This is a genomic window from Streptococcus sp. HMSC078H03, assembly GCF_001808655.1.
In the GTDB taxonomy this organism is placed as follows: Bacteria; Bacillota; Bacilli; order Lactobacillales; family Streptococcaceae; genus Streptococcus; species Streptococcus salivarius_G.
This window is the reverse complement of sequence record NZ_KV794093.1, coordinates 141,045-157,484: the sequence shown is the minus strand read 5'-3', so window position 1 is coordinate 157,484 and position 16,440 is coordinate 141,045. Positions and strand designations below refer to the sequence as shown.

14 protein-coding genes and 1 pseudogene are annotated in these 16,440 nt (G+C 39.9%); 12 read left to right on the top strand and 3 right to left on the bottom strand.

From position 1 onward, the window contains the following. The first annotated feature begins 55 nt into the window (after nucleotides 1–55). The 10 genes from lepA (at nucleotide 56) to HMPREF2607_RS04110 (ending at nucleotide 10,717) form a co-directional block, all read left to right on the top strand. Nucleotides 56–1,888 (top strand): translation elongation factor 4, encoded by a 1,833-nt coding sequence (lepA, locus tag HMPREF2607_RS04155; RefSeq protein ID WP_003092624.1) that lies wholly within the window; start codon nucleotides 56–58, stop codon nucleotides 1,886–1,888. 47 nt (nucleotides 1,889–1,935) lie between these two features. Beyond that, nucleotides 1,936–3,315, top strand: coding sequence for a hypothetical protein (locus tag HMPREF2607_RS04150; RefSeq protein ID WP_070476040.1), 1,380 nt, complete (start codon nucleotides 1,936–1,938; stop codon nucleotides 3,313–3,315). Between the two features lie 98 nt (nucleotides 3,316–3,413). Next, the gene (locus HMPREF2607_RS04145; RefSeq protein WP_002883903.1) at nucleotides 3,414–3,755 is read left to right on the top strand and encodes a hypothetical protein; all 342 of its coding nucleotides are present in this window, start codon (nucleotides 3,414–3,416) and stop codon (nucleotides 3,753–3,755) included. A 213-nt stretch (nucleotides 3,756–3,968) separates the two neighbouring features. Beyond that, nucleotides 3,969–5,645: an acetolactate synthase AlsS gene (gene alsS, locus HMPREF2607_RS04140; RefSeq protein ID WP_070476038.1), complete on the top strand. Its 1,677-nt coding sequence runs from the start codon at nucleotides 3,969–3,971 to the stop codon at nucleotides 5,643–5,645. Between the two features lie 15 nt (nucleotides 5,646–5,660). Beyond that, on the top strand, nucleotides 5,661–6,380 hold the full coding sequence (gene budA / locus HMPREF2607_RS04135; protein WP_002883899.1) for an acetolactate decarboxylase: 720 nt from the start codon (nucleotides 5,661–5,663) through the stop codon (nucleotides 6,378–6,380). A gap of 160 nt (nucleotides 6,381–6,540) precedes the next feature. Beyond that, on the top strand, nucleotides 6,541–6,990 hold the full coding sequence (locus tag HMPREF2607_RS04130; protein WP_021144096.1) for a MarR family winged helix-turn-helix transcriptional regulator: 450 nt from the start codon (nucleotides 6,541–6,543) through the stop codon (nucleotides 6,988–6,990). A gap of 18 nt (nucleotides 6,991–7,008) precedes the next feature. Further along, a complete protein-coding gene (locus HMPREF2607_RS04125; protein ID WP_021144097.1) occupies nucleotides 7,009–7,863 on the top strand; it encodes an SDR family oxidoreductase in 855 nt (284 codons plus the stop codon). After that, nucleotides 7,856–8,584, top strand: coding sequence for an ABC transporter ATP-binding protein (locus HMPREF2607_RS04120; RefSeq protein ID WP_021144098.1), 729 nt, complete (start codon nucleotides 7,856–7,858; stop codon nucleotides 8,582–8,584). Before HMPREF2607_RS04125 ends, HMPREF2607_RS04120 begins: the two co-directional genes overlap by 8 nt. Then, a complete protein-coding gene (locus HMPREF2607_RS04115; RefSeq protein ID WP_021146817.1) occupies nucleotides 8,577–10,097 on the top strand; it encodes an ABC transporter permease/substrate-binding protein in 1,521 nt (506 codons plus the stop codon). The genes HMPREF2607_RS04120 and HMPREF2607_RS04115 overlap by 8 nt, the downstream gene beginning before the upstream one ends. Continuing rightward, nucleotides 10,094–10,717, top strand: coding sequence for an endonuclease III domain-containing protein (locus tag HMPREF2607_RS04110; protein WP_021144101.1), 624 nt, complete (start codon nucleotides 10,094–10,096; stop codon nucleotides 10,715–10,717). The genes HMPREF2607_RS04115 and HMPREF2607_RS04110 overlap by 4 nt, the downstream gene beginning before the upstream one ends. Nucleotides 10,718–10,793: 76 nt before the next feature. Here the strand turns inward: HMPREF2607_RS04110 and HMPREF2607_RS04105 are convergent. The 3 genes and pseudogenes from HMPREF2607_RS04105 to HMPREF2607_RS04090 form a co-directional block, all read right to left on the bottom strand. Beyond that, nucleotides 10,794–11,021, bottom strand: a pseudogene (locus tag HMPREF2607_RS04105) (IS3 family transposase); the annotation flags it as partial. Between the two features lie 234 nt (nucleotides 11,022–11,255). Next, a complete protein-coding gene (locus HMPREF2607_RS04095) occupies nucleotides 11,256–13,919 on the bottom strand; it encodes an FtsX-like permease family protein (RefSeq protein WP_070476035.1) in 2,664 nt (887 codons plus the stop codon). A 12-nt stretch (nucleotides 13,920–13,931) separates the two neighbouring features. Continuing rightward, nucleotides 13,932–14,633: an ABC transporter ATP-binding protein gene (locus HMPREF2607_RS04090; protein ID WP_048675699.1), complete on the bottom strand. Its 702-nt coding sequence runs from the start codon at nucleotides 14,631–14,633 to the stop codon at nucleotides 13,932–13,934. Between the two features lie 229 nt (nucleotides 14,634–14,862). On the opposite strand from HMPREF2607_RS04090, the gene HMPREF2607_RS04085 reads away from it, so the two are divergent. After that, a complete protein-coding gene (locus tag HMPREF2607_RS04085) occupies nucleotides 14,863–15,408 on the top strand; it encodes a TetR/AcrR family transcriptional regulator (RefSeq protein WP_070476032.1) in 546 nt (181 codons plus the stop codon). A 99-nt stretch (nucleotides 15,409–15,507) separates the two neighbouring features. Beyond that, entirely contained in the window at nucleotides 15,508–16,308 is an 801-nt protein-coding gene (locus HMPREF2607_RS04080) for a PhzF family phenazine biosynthesis protein (protein ID WP_070476029.1), read from the top strand. The last annotated feature ends 132 nt before the right edge of the window (nucleotides 16,309–16,440 follow it).

Below are 16,440 nucleotides of genomic sequence, written 5' to 3'. Positions count from 1 at the left end.
AGAAGGTAACGATTAGTTTTTTTATAATCACAAGTAAGAACTAGGAAAGATAAAAATGCCAAATATTGAAGAATTAAAACAACGACAGGAGAAGATTCGTAACTTCTCTATTATTGCCCATATTGACCATGGGAAATCAACCCTTGCTGACCGTATTTTGGAAAAGACTGAAACAGTGTCAAGTCGTGAGATGCAGGCGCAACTCCTTGATAGCATGGACCTTGAGCGTGAACGTGGAATCACTATTAAACTAAATGCCATTGAGCTTAACTATACAGCTAAAGATGGTGAAACATACATTTTCCACCTTATCGACACCCCGGGACACGTGGACTTTACTTATGAGGTGTCACGTTCTCTTGCTGCCTGTGAGGGTGCTATCTTGGTGGTAGATGCAGCTCAAGGAATTGAAGCGCAAACACTTGCCAATGTTTACTTGGCACTAGATAATGACTTGGAAATCTTACCAGTTATCAATAAAATTGACCTTCCAGCTGCAGATCCTGAACGTGTGCGTACAGAGGTTGAAGATGTCATCGGACTAGATGCTTCTGAAGCTGTGCTTGCATCAGCTAAGGCCGGTATTGGTATCGAAGAGATTCTCGAACAAATCGTTGAGAAAGTGCCTGCACCTCAAGGTGATGTTGAAGCCCCTCTCCAAGCCCTTATCTTTGACTCTGTTTACGATGCCTACCGTGGGGTTATCCTCCAAGTGAGGGTGGTTAACGGAATGGTTAAACCTGGCGATAAGATTCAAATGATGTCTAATGGTAAGACCTTTGATGTTACTGAGGTGGGTATCTTCACACCTAAAGCTGTTGGACGTGATTATCTTGCGACAGGTGATGTTGGTTATATTGCAGCCTCAATTAAGACTGTTGCGGATACTCGTGTCGGTGATACCGTAACACTTGCAGACAATCCAGCTGCAGAGCCGCTCCATGGCTATAAGCAAATGAACCCAATGGTGTTTGCAGGTCTTTACCCAATTGAGTCAAATAAATATAACGACTTGCGTGAAGCCCTTGAAAAACTTCAGTTGAACGATGCCAGTCTTCAATTTGAGCCTGAAACGTCTCAAGCCCTTGGTTTTGGTTTCCGTTGTGGTTTCTTGGGTCTTCTTCACATGGATGTTATCCAAGAACGTTTGGAACGTGAGTTTAACATCGACCTCATTATGACAGCACCATCGGTAGTTTACCATGTTAATACTACTGACGGTGAGATGCTTGAAGTGTCTAACCCATCTGAATTCCCAGATCCTACACGAATTGATGCTATTGAAGAACCTTATGTTAAAGCTCAAATCATGGTTCCTCAAGAATATGTTGGTGCGGTTATGGAGTTGGCACAACGAAAACGTGGTGATTTTGAAACCATGGAATATATCGATGATAATCGTGTGAACGTTATCTATCAAATTCCACTTGCTGAAATTGTCTTTGATTTCTTTGATAAATTGAAATCATCTACACGTGGTTATGCAAGCTTTGACTATGAATTGTCAGAATACCGTCGTTCACAATTGGTGAAAATGGATATTCTCCTTAATGGTGACAAGGTCGATGCCCTTAGCTTCATTGTTCACAAGGAATTTGCCTACGAGCGTGGAAAACTTATCGTTGATAAACTTAAGAAAATCATTCCACGTCAACAATTCGAAGTGCCAATCCAAGCGGCTATCGGTCAAAAAATCGTTGCCCGTACAGATATCAAAGCCCTTCGTAAAAACGTCTTGGCTAAGTGTTACGGTGGTGACGTTTCACGTAAACGTAAACTCCTCGAAAAACAAAAAGCCGGTAAGAAACGTATGAAAGCCATCGGTTCGGTTGAAGTCCCACAAGAAGCCTTCTTGTCAGTGCTTTCAATGGACGAAGATGAGAAATAAAAGTAATAGTCAGAATGTGATGTTCTGGCTATTTTTGTAAAAAAGTTATGATAAAGAAGATTTTAAGATTTCCCTTCTCGAAGCGTGGAAGGATTTATACTGCGACTTTACTCACATTTTTCTTTTTAGGAAATGCTTATGTCAAACATAAATTTCATGAAAAAGCTGTAGAGGAATTACAGACTGCTCTAAAAGCGGATAAGGTAACTGACAATGAGATTTTCGGTAGTCGCCATCAGTATGTTGCCATTAGTCAGGAAGAACCCACTTTTTATAATTCTGAAGATAACGTAGCGACTGAGTTGATTGGTAGAAATCATTTTGTTCGCTATTACGATACCATGAGTAGTCTGCATCAAGCTCATTTGGTAGTTTATGATGTTAACAAAGATTTTAAAAAGAAAATTATTAATTTGACTCCATATTTGAAGAAAGCCAAGGATTTTAAGGAAATCAAAGAGTTGACTGTGTCTTTAAGAACGATTGATGGTTATGATTATGTTTTCTTGAGGAATACTCGAAGCGACAAGCAATTCGCTTACAATTTGGATACGAACCAATTTTTAACTAGCAATTTACCAGATTATTCTTATAGTAAGGATGAATTGCTTTATTTTGGTGATAAGAGTTCTGCTCGTAATCAGATGAATGATAGCACCATGTGGGGATATTTAAAGAGAGAAGGAAACTTGGATGAGCTTTTAAGTAAGTCACCAGCCCCAAAGGACAGCTATTTATCTGCTCAGCTAAACCTTATCATAGAAATTGATAATGTGGATACTGCCAAAGAGGAGAGTCAGATTAATCTATTTAATAACAATCCTGGAGTCAAGCATATTTACCAAGTAGTTGTAAATCAGACACCAACAAATAGTAATACAATAAAGAAATTTAAAGTATTGACCCGTCAAGGCAAGGAGGGAGATTTCCCAGCTGGTCCAACTGAGCCATTGAAAAGGAAAGGACCTGATAAGCCAAGTGAACCAAAGAAAGTTTCAGAATTAAATGTTTTTCCTGATTCTATTTTTCCTGTTAAAACTTTAAGTTTCAGTGAGATTCTTAACAAAAAGGCTCAACAAGACTATCAGAAAGACTATCGAGCTTACGAAAAAGCACGTCAAAAAGTTCAAAAGGATTACGATAGGGAATATAATACCTATAAAAAGCAATTAGCTCAATATGAGTCTTATAGAGATAGAGAGTACGAAAGACAATCACAAATCTATTTTTCTCCTGAAGAGCAAACAAATGATATCTTACATTGGTTGGGAACAAATGGAGAAGATACAATTGTAGTTTCTGTAGAGGATAGTGCTGGTATTAAGAAAGATATCCATTCTTTTGCTGATATAAAGGATTGGGTGGATAAACATGATTATGATTCCAGTATTAAGTCAGACTTTAGAGACTACAAAGGGGGCGACTAAGTATTCTTGAATGTCTATGTGGCTTCTACAAACCCTACACAAGCTTTTTTCTCGGCTTTAGGCTATAATAGATAAAAAGGAATGTTGGGAGGGCCACTATGGATATCACAAGTTTTATTCCTAGTCAGCGACAGGCTATTCTGGAACGTTTTCAGCAAGTGGAGGCCTTGGGATTAGGCGCAGTTCGTATTGAGTTGAAGGTTGCGAATCCTGTTGGCATCATTTATGAGTGCTACATTATGGCAGGAGAAAATTATTTTTCTGATCAAGCAGTGGTATCCTTCCGTATTCTTTACGAAAAGGACTTGGACCGCATTTCATTGGATGTCGTTGACATTCCTGGTCGCTCAAGTTTGTCTAATTACCTCCAGCTACTAGAAATTTTTGAAGGCTTGCAAAATTATCTTAATCGAGAGTTTGCTAAGGTAAAAAATACATAAACATCTGATAGCAATCAGGTGTTTCTTTTTGTACCAGAAGTTCAAAATTTCACAATCTTTTTTTCACAAGATTGTCTGAAAACTGTGCTATAATGATAACAGAATTGTGAAGTGACGAAAGTTTGTGAAAAAACGAGCAGACTTTGACACTTTGTGACTTATACTTGAAAGGAAAGTTGGCTCTATCATTTTAGGGCCAGAAGGACTGTGTTCATGTCAGAAGAAAAGCAATTGTATGGTGCGGATTTAGTGGTTGATAGTTTGATCAACCATGATGTTGATTATGTCTTTGGGATTCCAGGTGCAAAAATCGATAGAGTTTTTGATACCTTGGAAGATAAGGGACCTGAATTGATTGTTGCCCGTCATGAGCAAAATGCTGCTTTTATGGCTCAAGGTGTTGGACGTATTACAGGGAAACCTGGTGTAGTATTGGTAACATCTGGCCCAGGTGTCTCTAATTTGGCTACTGGTTTGGTAACAGCGACAGATGAAGGAGACCCTGTTCTTGCTATTGGTGGTCAGGTTAAGCGTGCAGATCTCTTGAAACGTGCCCATCAATCAATGAATAACGTTGCCATGCTTGAGCCAATTACCAAGTATGCTGCTGAAGTACATGATGCTAACACCCTTTCTGAAACGGTAGCAAATGCCTATCGTCACGCTAAGTCAGGGAAACCAGGTGCAAGTTTTATTTCAATTCCTCAAGACGTGACGGATGCTCCGGTCAGTGTTAAGGCTATTAAGCCTATGACAGATCCAAAACTTGGTTCAGCATCTGTTTCTGATATTAACTATCTCGCACAAGCCATTAAAAATGCTGTATTGCCAGTCTTTCTATTGGGGAATGGTGCTTCATCAGAAGCTGTAACTTACTCTATTCGCCAGATTTTGAAGCATGTTAAATTACCAGTTGTTGAAACTTTCCAAGGTGCTGGTATCGTGTCACGTGACCTTGAAGAAGATACTTTCTTTGGTCGTGTAGGTCTTTTCCGTAACCAACCGGGGGACATGTTGCTTAAGAAGTCTGACTTGATTATTGCTATTGGTTATGACCCAATCGAGTATGAAGCACGTAACTGGAATGCTGAAATTTCGGCACGTATCATTGTAATCGACGTGGAACCTGCTGAGGTGGATACTTACTTCCAGCCAGAACGTGAGTTGATTGGTAATGTTGAAGCCACTTTAGATTTGCTCTTGCCAGCTATTCAAGGTTATAAATTACCTGAAGGATCAGTTGAATACCTTAAAGGATTGAAGAATAACGTTGTAGAGGATGTTAAGTTTGATCGCCGACCTGAAGAAGGAAAGGTACATCCGCTAGATTTGATTGAAGTTTTGCAAGACCAAACCAAAGATGATATGACAGTCACCGTTGACGTTGGTAGTCACTATATTTGGATGGCTCGCTATTTCAAATCTTATGAACCACGTCATTTGCTTTTCTCTAATGGGATGCAAACTTTAGGGGTTGCTCTTCCGTGGGCCATCTCTGCAGCTTTGGTTCGTCCTAAGACAAAAGTCATTTCTGTTTCTGGTGACGGTGGTTTCCTTTTCTCAGCACAAGAATTGGAAACGGCAGTTCGTTTGAAATTGCCAATTGTTCATATTATCTGGAACGATGGCCATTACAATATGGTGGAATTCCAGGAAGAAATGAAGTACGGTCGTTCATCTGGGGTTGACTTTGGTCCTGTAGATTTTGTAATATATGCTGAGAGCTTTGGAGCGAAAGGTTATCGTGCAACTAGTAAGGAAGAGTTTGCTAGCTTGCTTCAAGAAGCTTTGGCTCAAGCTGTAGATGGACCAGTCCTTATTGATGTTCCAATCGACTATAAAGATAATATTAAACTTGGCGAAACTATTTTGCCAGATGAATTTTACTAAAAAGAGGGTGTAGACATGTCTGAAGCCATAAAATTATTTCAATATAATACTTTGGGAGCCTTGATGGCTGGGCTTTATGGAGGTACTTTAACAGTTGGAGAATTGTTGGAGCATGGAGACTTGGGTCTCGGAACATTAGATTCTATCGATGGTGAATTGATTGTTCTTGACGGTAAAGCCTATCAAGCCAAAGGGTCTGAGGGTAAGGTCGAAGTGGTAGAAGTTTCTCCTGATGAAAAAGTACCTTATGCAGCAGTCGTACCTCACCAAGCTGAAGTAATCTTCCGTCAACGTTATGAAATGACTGATAAAGAACTTGAGGATCGTATTGAATCTTATTATGATGGGGTCAATCTTTTCCGTTCTATCAAAATTAAGGGTCATTTTAAACATATGCACGTGCGCATGATTCCAAAATCAAATGCCGATATTAAGTTTGCTGATGTTGCCACTCGCCAACCTGAGTACGAGGTGGATAATATTTCAGGTACTATCGTTGGTATTTGGACGCCAGAAATGTTCCACGGTGTGAGTGTTGCTGGGTATCACCTCCATTTTATTTCAGACGACTTGACATTTGGTGGTCACGTTATGGACTTTGTTATTGAAAATGGTATTATCGAAGTCGGTCCAGTTGACCAACTCGACCAACGTTTCCCAGTTCAAGACCGTCAGTATCTTTTTGCTAAATTTAATGTCGATGAGATGCGTGAAGATATTACTAAGGCTGAATAAAATTTTTTAAGACATCAAAAATCATAGAAAGAACTTTCCTAGATAATTAGGGAAGTTTTTTGTTTTTTGAAGTTATTTCCATATCGAAATTGTTGACGGATGTAACAGGCAGTGGTACAATGACTTTAATATTTCGATATAGAAATAAAAAGGAGACAAAATGGACAAGATGCAAGGGGGCTACCAAGCTTTACAGATACGCTTATTAAACGGACGACTTTTTCAAAAACTCTTGAGCAAGGAACCAGATACTCAATACAGAAGTGAACAAGGAAAAATTTTAACGATTTTGTGGAAGCAAGAGTTGGGGTGCGCTACTGCGACAGATATCGCTCTTTCGACGGGTCTAGCTAATAATACATTGACCAGTATGGTTAAGAAATTGGAAGAACAAGGCTTGGTTACGATTCAACCTTGCACGCAGGATAAAAGGAAAAAATATATCTCTTTGACCGATCTCGGTTGGGCGCAAAAAGAAATTGGAGACCGCGTTAGCAAAGAACTGGGAGAGATTTTCTACCAAGGCTTTTCGGATCAAGAAATCCGTGAATTTGAAGCCTATCAGGAGCGTATTATCACAAATCTAAAAGCTAAAGAAAATGATATGTAGGGAAAGGGAGTAACAGTTATGATTGGAATAACAGGTGTAACAGGGAAATTAGGCTCTTATGTGGCTGATCTTGTCGATCAGCAAGGAATTTCTTCTATCCATCTGGCAAGAAGTCCAGAGCGTGCAAAAGTCTACGCGTCTGCAGAAATCCGTAACATAGTGTATGCCAATACTCCAGAGGTGGTTGAGGCCTTAAAGGGTATCGATACCTTGTTGATGGTATCTGCTCGGGAAAATCCAGAGCGTGTCAAGGAGCACAAGGAGTTTTTAGATGCTGCAAAACTAGGAGGGGTGCAGCATATTGTTTATACCTCTTTTTATGGGGCAGATGAGAAGGCAACGTTCACTTTGTCTCGAGATCATGCCCAGACGGAAGCCTATATCAAGAAGTTAGGATTCACCTATACATTTTTGAGAGATAATTTTTACTTGGACTTCTTTATTGATATTGCTCTTGAAAATGGAGAAATTCGTGGTCCGGCTGGCAGGGGCCTTGTTTCAGCTGTTGCCCGTAAGGACACATCTAGTGTTGCCGCAGAAATTCTTTTAAATCCTAAGGAGTGGGAAAATCAAACCTTGAATTTGACAGGGCCAGAGGATCTTTCTATGCAAGAAATCGTAGCGCTTCTCTCAAAGGAGACCGGTAAGTCCATAGCGTATGTAGATGAATCAGTAGAAGAAGCCTATGAGTCACGAAAAAAATGGCCAGCACAAACTTGGGAGTACGATGCCTGGGTCAGCACCTATACAGCTATCAAAGTTGGGGAACAAGCTGGGGTTTCAACAGATATCGAAAAAGTCCTAGGGCATCCAGCAAGTAGCTTATTGGATATTCTTAGAGACAGAAAACTTATTGAGGAAGAACATGATTGAATATAAACATGTAGCCTTGCGCTACACGGATAAAAACATTTTGAAAGATGTCAATCTCCGCATTGAAAATGGAGAATTCATGGTGCTAGTGGGTCCTTCAGGATCTGGTAAGACCACCATGATCAAGATGATTAACCGTCTTTTGGAGCCGACAGATGGCAATATCTATATGGATGGAAAACGCATCAAGGACTATGATGAACGGGAGTTACGTCTCAGTACTGGCTATGTCCTTCAGGCTATTGCCCTATTTCCAAACTTGACCGTTGCTGAAAATATAGCTCTGATTCCTGAGATGAAGGGCTGGACTAAAGAACAAATTGCTTCTAAAACAGAAGAACTCTTGGATAAGGTTGGCCTGCCTGCTGCAGAGTATGCAAAGCGCATGCCTAGTGAATTATCTGGTGGAGAGCAACAGCGGATTGGAATTGTGCGAGCCATCATTGGGGAACCCAAAATCCTATTGATGGACGAACCTTTTTCAGCTTTGGATGCCATCTCACGCAAGCAGTTACAAGAATTGACCAAGGCCTTACATAAAGAATTCGGCATGACGACCATCTTCGTAACACATGATACGGATGAGGCCTTAAAATTAGGGGATCGAATTGCAGTTTTGCAGGATGGAGAAATTCGTCAGGTAGCAGACCCTGAAACAATTTTACAAGCGCCTGCGACAGACTTTGTCGCAGATTTGTTTGGAGGTGCTCACCATGTCTAAACTATTTACAACTTTTCAAGAACGTTTTGGGGACTGGCTTACAGCCCTTGGACAACACTTACAATTGTCTCTCTTGACCTTGTTGGTCGCTATTTTTCTGACGATTCCGCTGGCGGTTTATCTAAATAGCCACAAAAAAGCGGCGAACTGGGTGCTACAAGTTGCGGGTATCTTCCAGACCATTCCCTCAATGGCTTTGTTGGGTCTCTTTATTCCTTTCATGGGGATTGGAACCTTACCAGCCCTCACAGCCTTAGTCATTTACGCTATTTTCCCGATTTTGGAAAATACAATCACAGCCTTGAACGGCATTGATCCTAGTCTTGAGGAGGCAGGGGTTGCTTTTGGAATGACCAAGTGGGAGCGACTCAAGAAGTTTGAAATTCCACTGGCCATGCCTGTCATTGTATCGGGGGTTCGTACAGCAACCGTTATGATCATTGGGACAGCGACTTTAGCCGCTCTTGTTGGAGCTGGAGGATTGGGTTCCTTTATCCTTTTGGGGATTGACCGTCGGAATGCCAGTCTCATTTTAATCGGCGCAATCTCATCAGCCATTTTGGCCATTCTATTTAATGTTATTCTCAAATGGTTGGAAAAGGCAAAGTTGCGTACGATTGTTGCGGCCTTTGCGGTGATGCTCCTTGGTTTGGGAGCGAGTTATGCTCCAAGCATGATTCCTCAGAAAGAAAAAGAAAACCTAGTCATAGCTGGGAAATTGGGGCCTGAGCCTGAAATTCTCATGAATATGTACAAACTTCTCATTGAGGAAAATAGTGACATGACAGTGACGGTTAAGCCTAACTTTGGGAAGACAGATTTCCTTTATCAAGCGCTTAAAAAGGGTGATATCGATATCTATCCAGAATTTACAGGGACCATTACAAGCTCTCTCTTGCAACCAGCTCCTAAAGTCAGTAACGACTCCAAAGAAGTTTTCGAGGTTGCGCGTGATGGTATAAAGAAACAAGATAATCTAGCTTTACTCAAACCGATGGCTTATCAAAACACCTATGCGATTGCTGTTCCGAAAAGTATTGCGAAAGAGTATAATCTGAAGACGATTTCTGATCTCAAGAAAGTTCAGGACAAGCTCAAAGCTGGTTTCACGTTGGAATTTAACGACCGTGAGGACGGAAACAAAGGACTTCAATCAGTTTATGGACTAAATCTTAATGTGGCTACCATGGAGCCGGCACTTCGCTATGAGGCAATCCAACAAGGCAATATTCAAATAACAGATGCCTATTCAACAGACCCAGAAATTGCTCAATATAATTTAGTTGTTCTAGAGGATGACCAACACCTCTTCCCACCTTACCAAGGAGCACCCCTCATGAAAGAAGCTCTTCTTAAGAAACATCCAGAATTGGAAGGCATTCTGAACAAGTTGACTGGCAAAATCACAGAGAGCCAAATGAGTCAGATGAACTACCAAGTGGGAGTAGAAGGAAAACCTGCTGCTAAAGTCGCACGTGAGTTTTTGGTAAAACAAGGACTATTGAAGAAATGATTAAGCAAGAAGAAATACAAGAAACTCTTTTGCGACTCTGCAAGCACTATGGAGAACAAAATTGGTGGCAATCGGATAACAAGATTGAAGATTTGGTATCGACCATTCTGATCCAGCGAACAACAGAGAAGAATGCTAAGTTGGCTTTAGCTGGTCTAATGGATGTCATGACAGTAGAGGGTATCCTGGCTTTACCGCTAGAAGAGTTACAGGAACGTATTCGACCTGCCGGATTTTTTAAGCAAAAATCTCAAACGATTAGGGGACTTTTGATCTGGTTAAGAGAAGTTGGTGGTTTTGAGGTTCTGTCCAAGATTGGAACAGAAGAGTTACGGAAGCAACTTTTTGAGTTAAAAGGGATTGGACCAGAGACTGCAGATGCACTTTTACTTTATCTTTTTGATCGTCCAGTTTTTATTTCTGATGAATATGCGAGAAGACTCTTTCGACGCTTAGGATTTGGAAACTTTGATACCTATAATGAAATGCATGCTGTTTATGGTAACGTTTTGGAAGGCCTCACTCTTAAACAATGCCAAGAGATTCATGCTGTCATTGATGAACATGGGAAAGCTTTTGGCAAAAGTAAAGGCCAGTTAGACGAAAGTTGGTTACGATAAAAAGAGCCTAGGACAGTAGTCCTTTGACTCCACAAAAGAAACTGATTTTGTACTAACCTAAAGTTAGACAATTTATTTAAGCAAAGGATTTAGTTCTGTATTGCACAGGACTAAGTCCTTTTAGTTTTATCTTAATGCGTTTGTTGTTGTCATAATTAATATAGTCTACAATAGCTTGTTCCAAATGCTCAATTGACTTAAACGTCTTCTCATAACCATAAAACATTTCCGATTTTTAAATACTAAAGAAGGATTCCATCATGCCCTTGTCTGGACTATTGTATTTACATGACATAGATGACTGGAGTATAAGAGTCATCCAAAAGAATGTGTCTCCTTGTTCACTATCAAAAAATTGGTGAAATGAATAGCGAATATCCCTTTTTATTTTGCTCCAAATCAGATTTTTGGATGGAAATACCAGATGATAAAGTAAATCATTTAAAAAATAAAAAAACAAACGCCCACAATGACGTTTGTCTAGAACAGGGAAGTTATCCTTGTACTTTAGCTCTACTTTATTAGCTTAAATCGTATGTTACTCAACAGATTTTAGGGCTTCGAGCATATTGACTTTCTTAAGGTGTTGGTTCACAAAAATACCGAGACCTGTCAGAATGACAATAACTACAAGTGTTGGAATAGCATAGATGAGCCAGCTCAGACCTGGATTGAACATGATATTTTCAGGAGGGATAACCTCTACCATGTATTGATGCAATCCCCAACCAAGTCCGAATCCAACCAAGATACCAATGATAGAGAGATAAATGGTTTCTCGATAGATGTAGAGTGTCACTTCTCTATTAAAGAAGCCTAGAACCTTAATGGTTGATAACTCACGGATACGTTCTGCCACATTGATATTTGTCAAATTAAAGAGAACAACTAAAGCAAGAAGAACAGAAATCCCAATCAATACTGCCATAACACGGCTAAGGGAGTTGACGATGGTCTTGATTTGTGCCTTTAGAGTAGTATTTTGAACAACACCTTTGACACCATCAAGCTCCATAAATTGACTGGCTGTTTGCTCAACGTTTTTGTCTGAGTGATTCTTCAGTGTTAGAATAGTAGCGTTTTGGCTCGCCTCTTTACCAAAAGCATTTCTGTAAGTAGTTTCATTCATAAAGATGAAGTGGCCCATATACATTTCAGAAATACCAGCAACTTTGAGTTTGATATCTTTGTCTTGACTATTTTGAACGGTTAACTCATCTCCTACAGAAACGCCAGCTAAGTCTGCCAATTTCTCAGAAATAATAATCCCTTTGTCGGTCAATTCGAGTTTTTGACCAGTTTCACGATTATTGAGCTTGATGTAATGTTGTAGAGTTTCTTGATCCTTGTCTTTGACCACAAGGGTTGTGATATCTTGATGATCGTTATTAGTTCCTGCCTCTTTTGAAAGCATTTCGTAATGAATAGAAAGATGTTCCTTGACCTTGCTATCGTTAATTAATTTTTGGATATTTTCCTTTTCCTGTTCATCCAGATGATCCTTGTTTGCGACAATCATATCATAGCGAATGATGTTAGGGAATTGGCGTGTGTTAAGGTCTCCAATAGAAGAACGAATACCGAGTCCAGCAAAGAGAAGTGCGATGGAACCGCAGACACCAAAAATAGTCATGAACATCCGTTGCTTGTAGCGGAAAATATTTCGGGCAGTGACTTTTTGTGTAAAGTTCATCCGGTTCCAAAGCGGGGTGATGCGCTCCAGAAGAATCTTAGAACCAGATGTTGGAGGTTTTGGAAGACGAAGTTGGGCTGGCTTTTCTCCTAATTCGCGCTTGGCTACCATAAAGGCAGGAAGAACTGTGGACAAAAGACCAAGGACAATAGCTAAAAGAGTCTTAAATGGATAAAAGTGTAACTCAATCGGTGCGAGGAGGATCCGCTCTTTATAACTATTGTATATGATAGTTGGAAGGAGAATGTGACCTGCAGCAACCCCAATAGCAGTACCAATCATGCTGGTTACAAATCCATAAATAATAAATTTACGGATGATGTCCTTGTTTTGGTAACCAAGAGCTTTGAATGTCCCTGCCTTAATCCGTTCTTCCTCGACGAAGCGTCCCATCGTGACGAAGGTTACCAAGGCAGCAATAAAGTAGAGGATAACAGGGAAGATATTACTGAGGTTCTGAAAAACAGAAGCGTTGGTCTCGTAGGAAACGTACCCTTCTGACCAAGGAGCTTCACGACGTGTGTAGACATCGTAGCTTGGTTCAGTAATGCTATCGATTTTTTCTTGAGCTTCCTTTATTTGCTCCTTCTTTTCAGCGATTTCATCTTGTGCTTGTGTCAATTGTCCCTGGACAAGAGGATTCTTATCCTGACCGCTCGCTTTTGCTTGTTCTAGTTTCTTGTTAAGTTCAGTCTCTGCCGTTTGAAGTTGACTTGTTTGTTGGTCAATCTTAGCCTGTGGATCAGCTTTTAATTCTTTCAAACGGTTAGCAGGTTGATTTTTTACTAATTTTTCGAGCTCATTTTCGTGTTTGGAAACCTTGTCAGTGTAATCCTGGGTATAGGGGTTAGCACTATGGACGTCTTTGTAAGCTAAGCGTGCAATCATGTAGACGTCGGAATCAAAACTAGATTCAGGAACTACCGCATAACCTTTGAGTTCCCCACTACCAGCTGTCGATGAACCGAGGTCAACACTTGATAAGATTTCAGATGACTGAATAAAGCCAGTGATGGTAAAGGTGTGTTCTTTTAAGACATCCTTACCATTGTCACCCTCTTTTTCAGAAAACGAGAACTTGTCACCTATCTTATATTTGTCTTGATAGACTGAAGAAAGAGCAATTTCACCTTGCTTACTTGGAAGTTTTCCTTTTACAACCTCATAAGTTGAGATATCTTTTGGTTTTGAAAATAGTCGAAAGGCATCAGTGGAGTCTTTCAGAACGACATCTTTAAAGTAACCGTACTCAATGTTTGCCTCTGAAGAGACTTGATTTAGGAGGTCTTGATCCGACTGGTTAAGTCCATAGCTACCAGTAACTGTGAGGTCAGCAGTTTGGTGTTTAGTGAAATAGCTTGTTCCCGTGTGTTGCATATCAGGTGTCGTCACCTTTAGACCCACAAGAGCGAAAGAACCCAAGGCCATGAGTGAAGCAATAGAAACCACCCGTCCTTTAGAACTAGAGAAAGACTTTCTGACATCTTTCCAATAAGTTTTACGATTCATGAGACATCCTTTCTAGTACTCGAGGCTATCAATATCTTGTGGAGTTGCATTGAGTTCAATACTTTGAACACGCGCATCATGCATACGAATCACACGATCTGCAATAGGTGCAAGCGCCCCATTATGAGTAACAATGATAACGGTAGCTCCTTCATTGCGAGCCTTATCTTGGAGAATCTTCAAGACCTGTTTTCCAGTATTGTAATCCAGGGCTCCTGTAGGTTCGTCACAGAGGAGTATTTTAGGATTTTTTGCGACGGCGCGAGCAATAGCTACTCGTTGTTGTTCACCACCAGACAATTGTGCAGGGAAGTTGTTGATGCGTTTCCCAAGACCAACATCAATCAAAGTTTGTTCCGCATCTTTAGCATCCGCGACAATTTCAGAAGCCAACTCTACATTTTCTTTGGCCGTTAAGTTTGAGACCAAGTTATAGAATTGAAAGACGAATCCGACATCGTCTCTGCGATAAGCTGTTAATTGTTTCGCATTATAATTGGAGATGTCTTTCCCATCGATGATGACCTTTCCTTCATCATTGGTATCCATACCACCAAGAATATTGAGAACAGTTGATTTTCCTGCCCCAGAAGAACCGAGTATAATCACTAACTCCCCTTTTTCAATCTCGAATGTGATATCATTGTTTGCGATGATTTCTACATCACCTGTTTTATAACGTTTGTAACTATGTTTCATTTCAATATAAGCCATGTGTATTTGTCTCCTTTAAAAATTATCAGCTGCTAAAACAACAACCTGTTGAATAATTACGAAGGTTATTTTATGATTTTTTAAATACGATTGCTACAACAAAAAACAACAATGTGTTGAAATAAGGATACGAAAGTGATATTAATAAATGAAAATCCTTGATGATGGTTGACAATTACAAAAATCAAGATATACTTTAATCAACAATATGTAGAAACAAGGGGTTTGTATGCAGCAGAGACAAACGACAACTAAGTCAGATATTAAAGAAGCCTTCATTCAGCTTTTAGCGACAAGAAACTTAGAGGATATTACGATTAGTCAGTTAACCAAAAAAGCGGGTGTTAACCGCTCGACATTTTATCTGCACTACCTAGATAAACAGGATTTTTTAGAGCAATTAAAAGAAGAAACCATAACGACGGTTCGTATGATTTTAAGGAAAGAAACCTTTTATCCCAAAGAAGCCTTAGAAGCCATCTTGTCTTATTTCCAAGAGAACAGTGCTTTTTTTGCTGAAATTGCAAAAAATCCAAGCTTTCGTTTTGCAGACAATATTCGTTCTTTTATTTTGGGAATGATTGAGTCAACACAACGTTCTCGACCAGTCATTGTGGCAGCTTATCAAATGCCAGAGCGCTATGCTATTACCATGTATGTTTCTGGTTTGACAGGACTTATTGTCGACTGGATTATCAATGGGACTCAAGAAAGCCCACAACAATTGACCAAAATTATACTGGATTCTCCAGGGATGGAGTGGTTTAAGGGGTAAGGTGTAGATGGACAAGAAATAATTTAATTTGATTATTTACTAAATTTTCTACACTCACTTGTAGTTTTAAAACAAGGTTAACAATTTAAGGAGCTGTCTATGTCAATGAGTCAATATACCATCCAACAATTTATCGTCGATGCTTTTACAGATTCTGTTTTCAAAGGGAACCCGGCGGCTGTTTGTCTTCTAGATAAATGGTTGTCAGATGATACTTTACAGAATATTGCTAAAGAAAATAATCTTTCAGAGACAGCTTTTACGGTTAAAAATGGTGACCACTATGAATTACGTTGGTTTACTCCCGGTGGGGAAATCGATTTGTGTGGTCATGCTACCTTGGCAACAGCCTTTGTTCTCTTTCGATTTATTGAAAAGGATGTTGAAAGTTTAACTTTTGCAACACAGAGTGGGGAACTTTTAGTTACCAAAAAAGGTGAGTACTTTGAGCTGAATTTTCCAGCATATTCCATGCAACAGGTTGCGGTCACAAGTGAGATGGAAGAAGCAATCGGTGTCCATCCGCTTGAAGCATGGCTTGGAAGAGATCTAGTCTGTGTCTTACCTCATGAAAATGATGTCATTAATGCAAGTCCAGATTTTGATAAAGTAAAAGCTTTAGATGGGCTCCTCCTGAATATCACTGCCAAAGGAAGCAAGTATGATACTGTGACACGAAGTTTCGCTCCAAAATTATCAGTCAAGGAAGATCCAGTCTGTGGCTCAGGACACTGTCATGTCATTCCTTTGTGGGCTAATAAGTTGGCACAAGAAGATTTTAGGGCCTACCAAGCTTCTGAGAGAAGTGGACTTCTCATTTGTCGTTTGGAGGGCAATCGGATTTATCTTGCAGGAAAGGCTGCCCTCTATAGTCGTGGAGAAATTTATGTCATGGACTAAATTTCTGTCGATTACGAAAACGTAGAAGTATTAGTGACAGTAATGAAAACAAAATCCCAGTCGAAAGATGTCTAGCTCAGCTAGGCATTTTAAATTTCACAACATTTTTTAAAGAATTTTCAGAAAAGACTT

Coding starts and splice junctions, on each gene's coding strand:
- HMPREF2607_RS04080 (WP_070476029.1), top strand. CDS start 15,508: ATGTCAATGAGTCAATATACCATCCAACAATTTATCGTCGATGCTTTT.
- HMPREF2607_RS04130 (WP_021144096.1), top strand. CDS start 6,541: ATGGACAAGATGCAAGGGGGCTACCAAGCTTTACAGATACGCTTATTA.
- HMPREF2607_RS04145 (WP_002883903.1), top strand. CDS start 3,414: ATGGATATCACAAGTTTTATTCCTAGTCAGCGACAGGCTATTCTGGAA.
- HMPREF2607_RS04125 (WP_021144097.1), top strand. CDS start 7,009: ATGATTGGAATAACAGGTGTAACAGGGAAATTAGGCTCTTATGTGGCT.
- HMPREF2607_RS04090 (WP_048675699.1), bottom strand. CDS start 14,633: ATGGCTTATATTGAAATGAAACATAGTTACAAACGTTATAAAACAGGT.
- HMPREF2607_RS04150 (WP_070476040.1), top strand. CDS start 1,936: ATGATAAAGAAGATTTTAAGATTTCCCTTCTCGAAGCGTGGAAGGATT.
- HMPREF2607_RS04085 (WP_070476032.1), top strand. CDS start 14,863: ATGCAGCAGAGACAAACGACAACTAAGTCAGATATTAAAGAAGCCTTC.
- HMPREF2607_RS04095 (WP_070476035.1), bottom strand. CDS start 13,919: ATGAATCGTAAAACTTATTGGAAAGATGTCAGAAAGTCTTTCTCTAGT.
- alsS (WP_070476038.1), top strand. CDS start 3,969: ATGTCAGAAGAAAAGCAATTGTATGGTGCGGATTTAGTGGTTGATAGT.
- lepA (WP_003092624.1), top strand. CDS start 56: ATGCCAAATATTGAAGAATTAAAACAACGACAGGAGAAGATTCGTAAC.
- HMPREF2607_RS04115 (WP_021146817.1), top strand. CDS start 8,577: ATGTCTAAACTATTTACAACTTTTCAAGAACGTTTTGGGGACTGGCTT.
- budA (WP_002883899.1), top strand. CDS start 5,661: ATGTCTGAAGCCATAAAATTATTTCAATATAATACTTTGGGAGCCTTG.
- HMPREF2607_RS04120 (WP_021144098.1), top strand. CDS start 7,856: ATGATTGAATATAAACATGTAGCCTTGCGCTACACGGATAAAAACATT.
- HMPREF2607_RS04110 (WP_021144101.1), top strand. CDS start 10,094: ATGATTAAGCAAGAAGAAATACAAGAAACTCTTTTGCGACTCTGCAAG.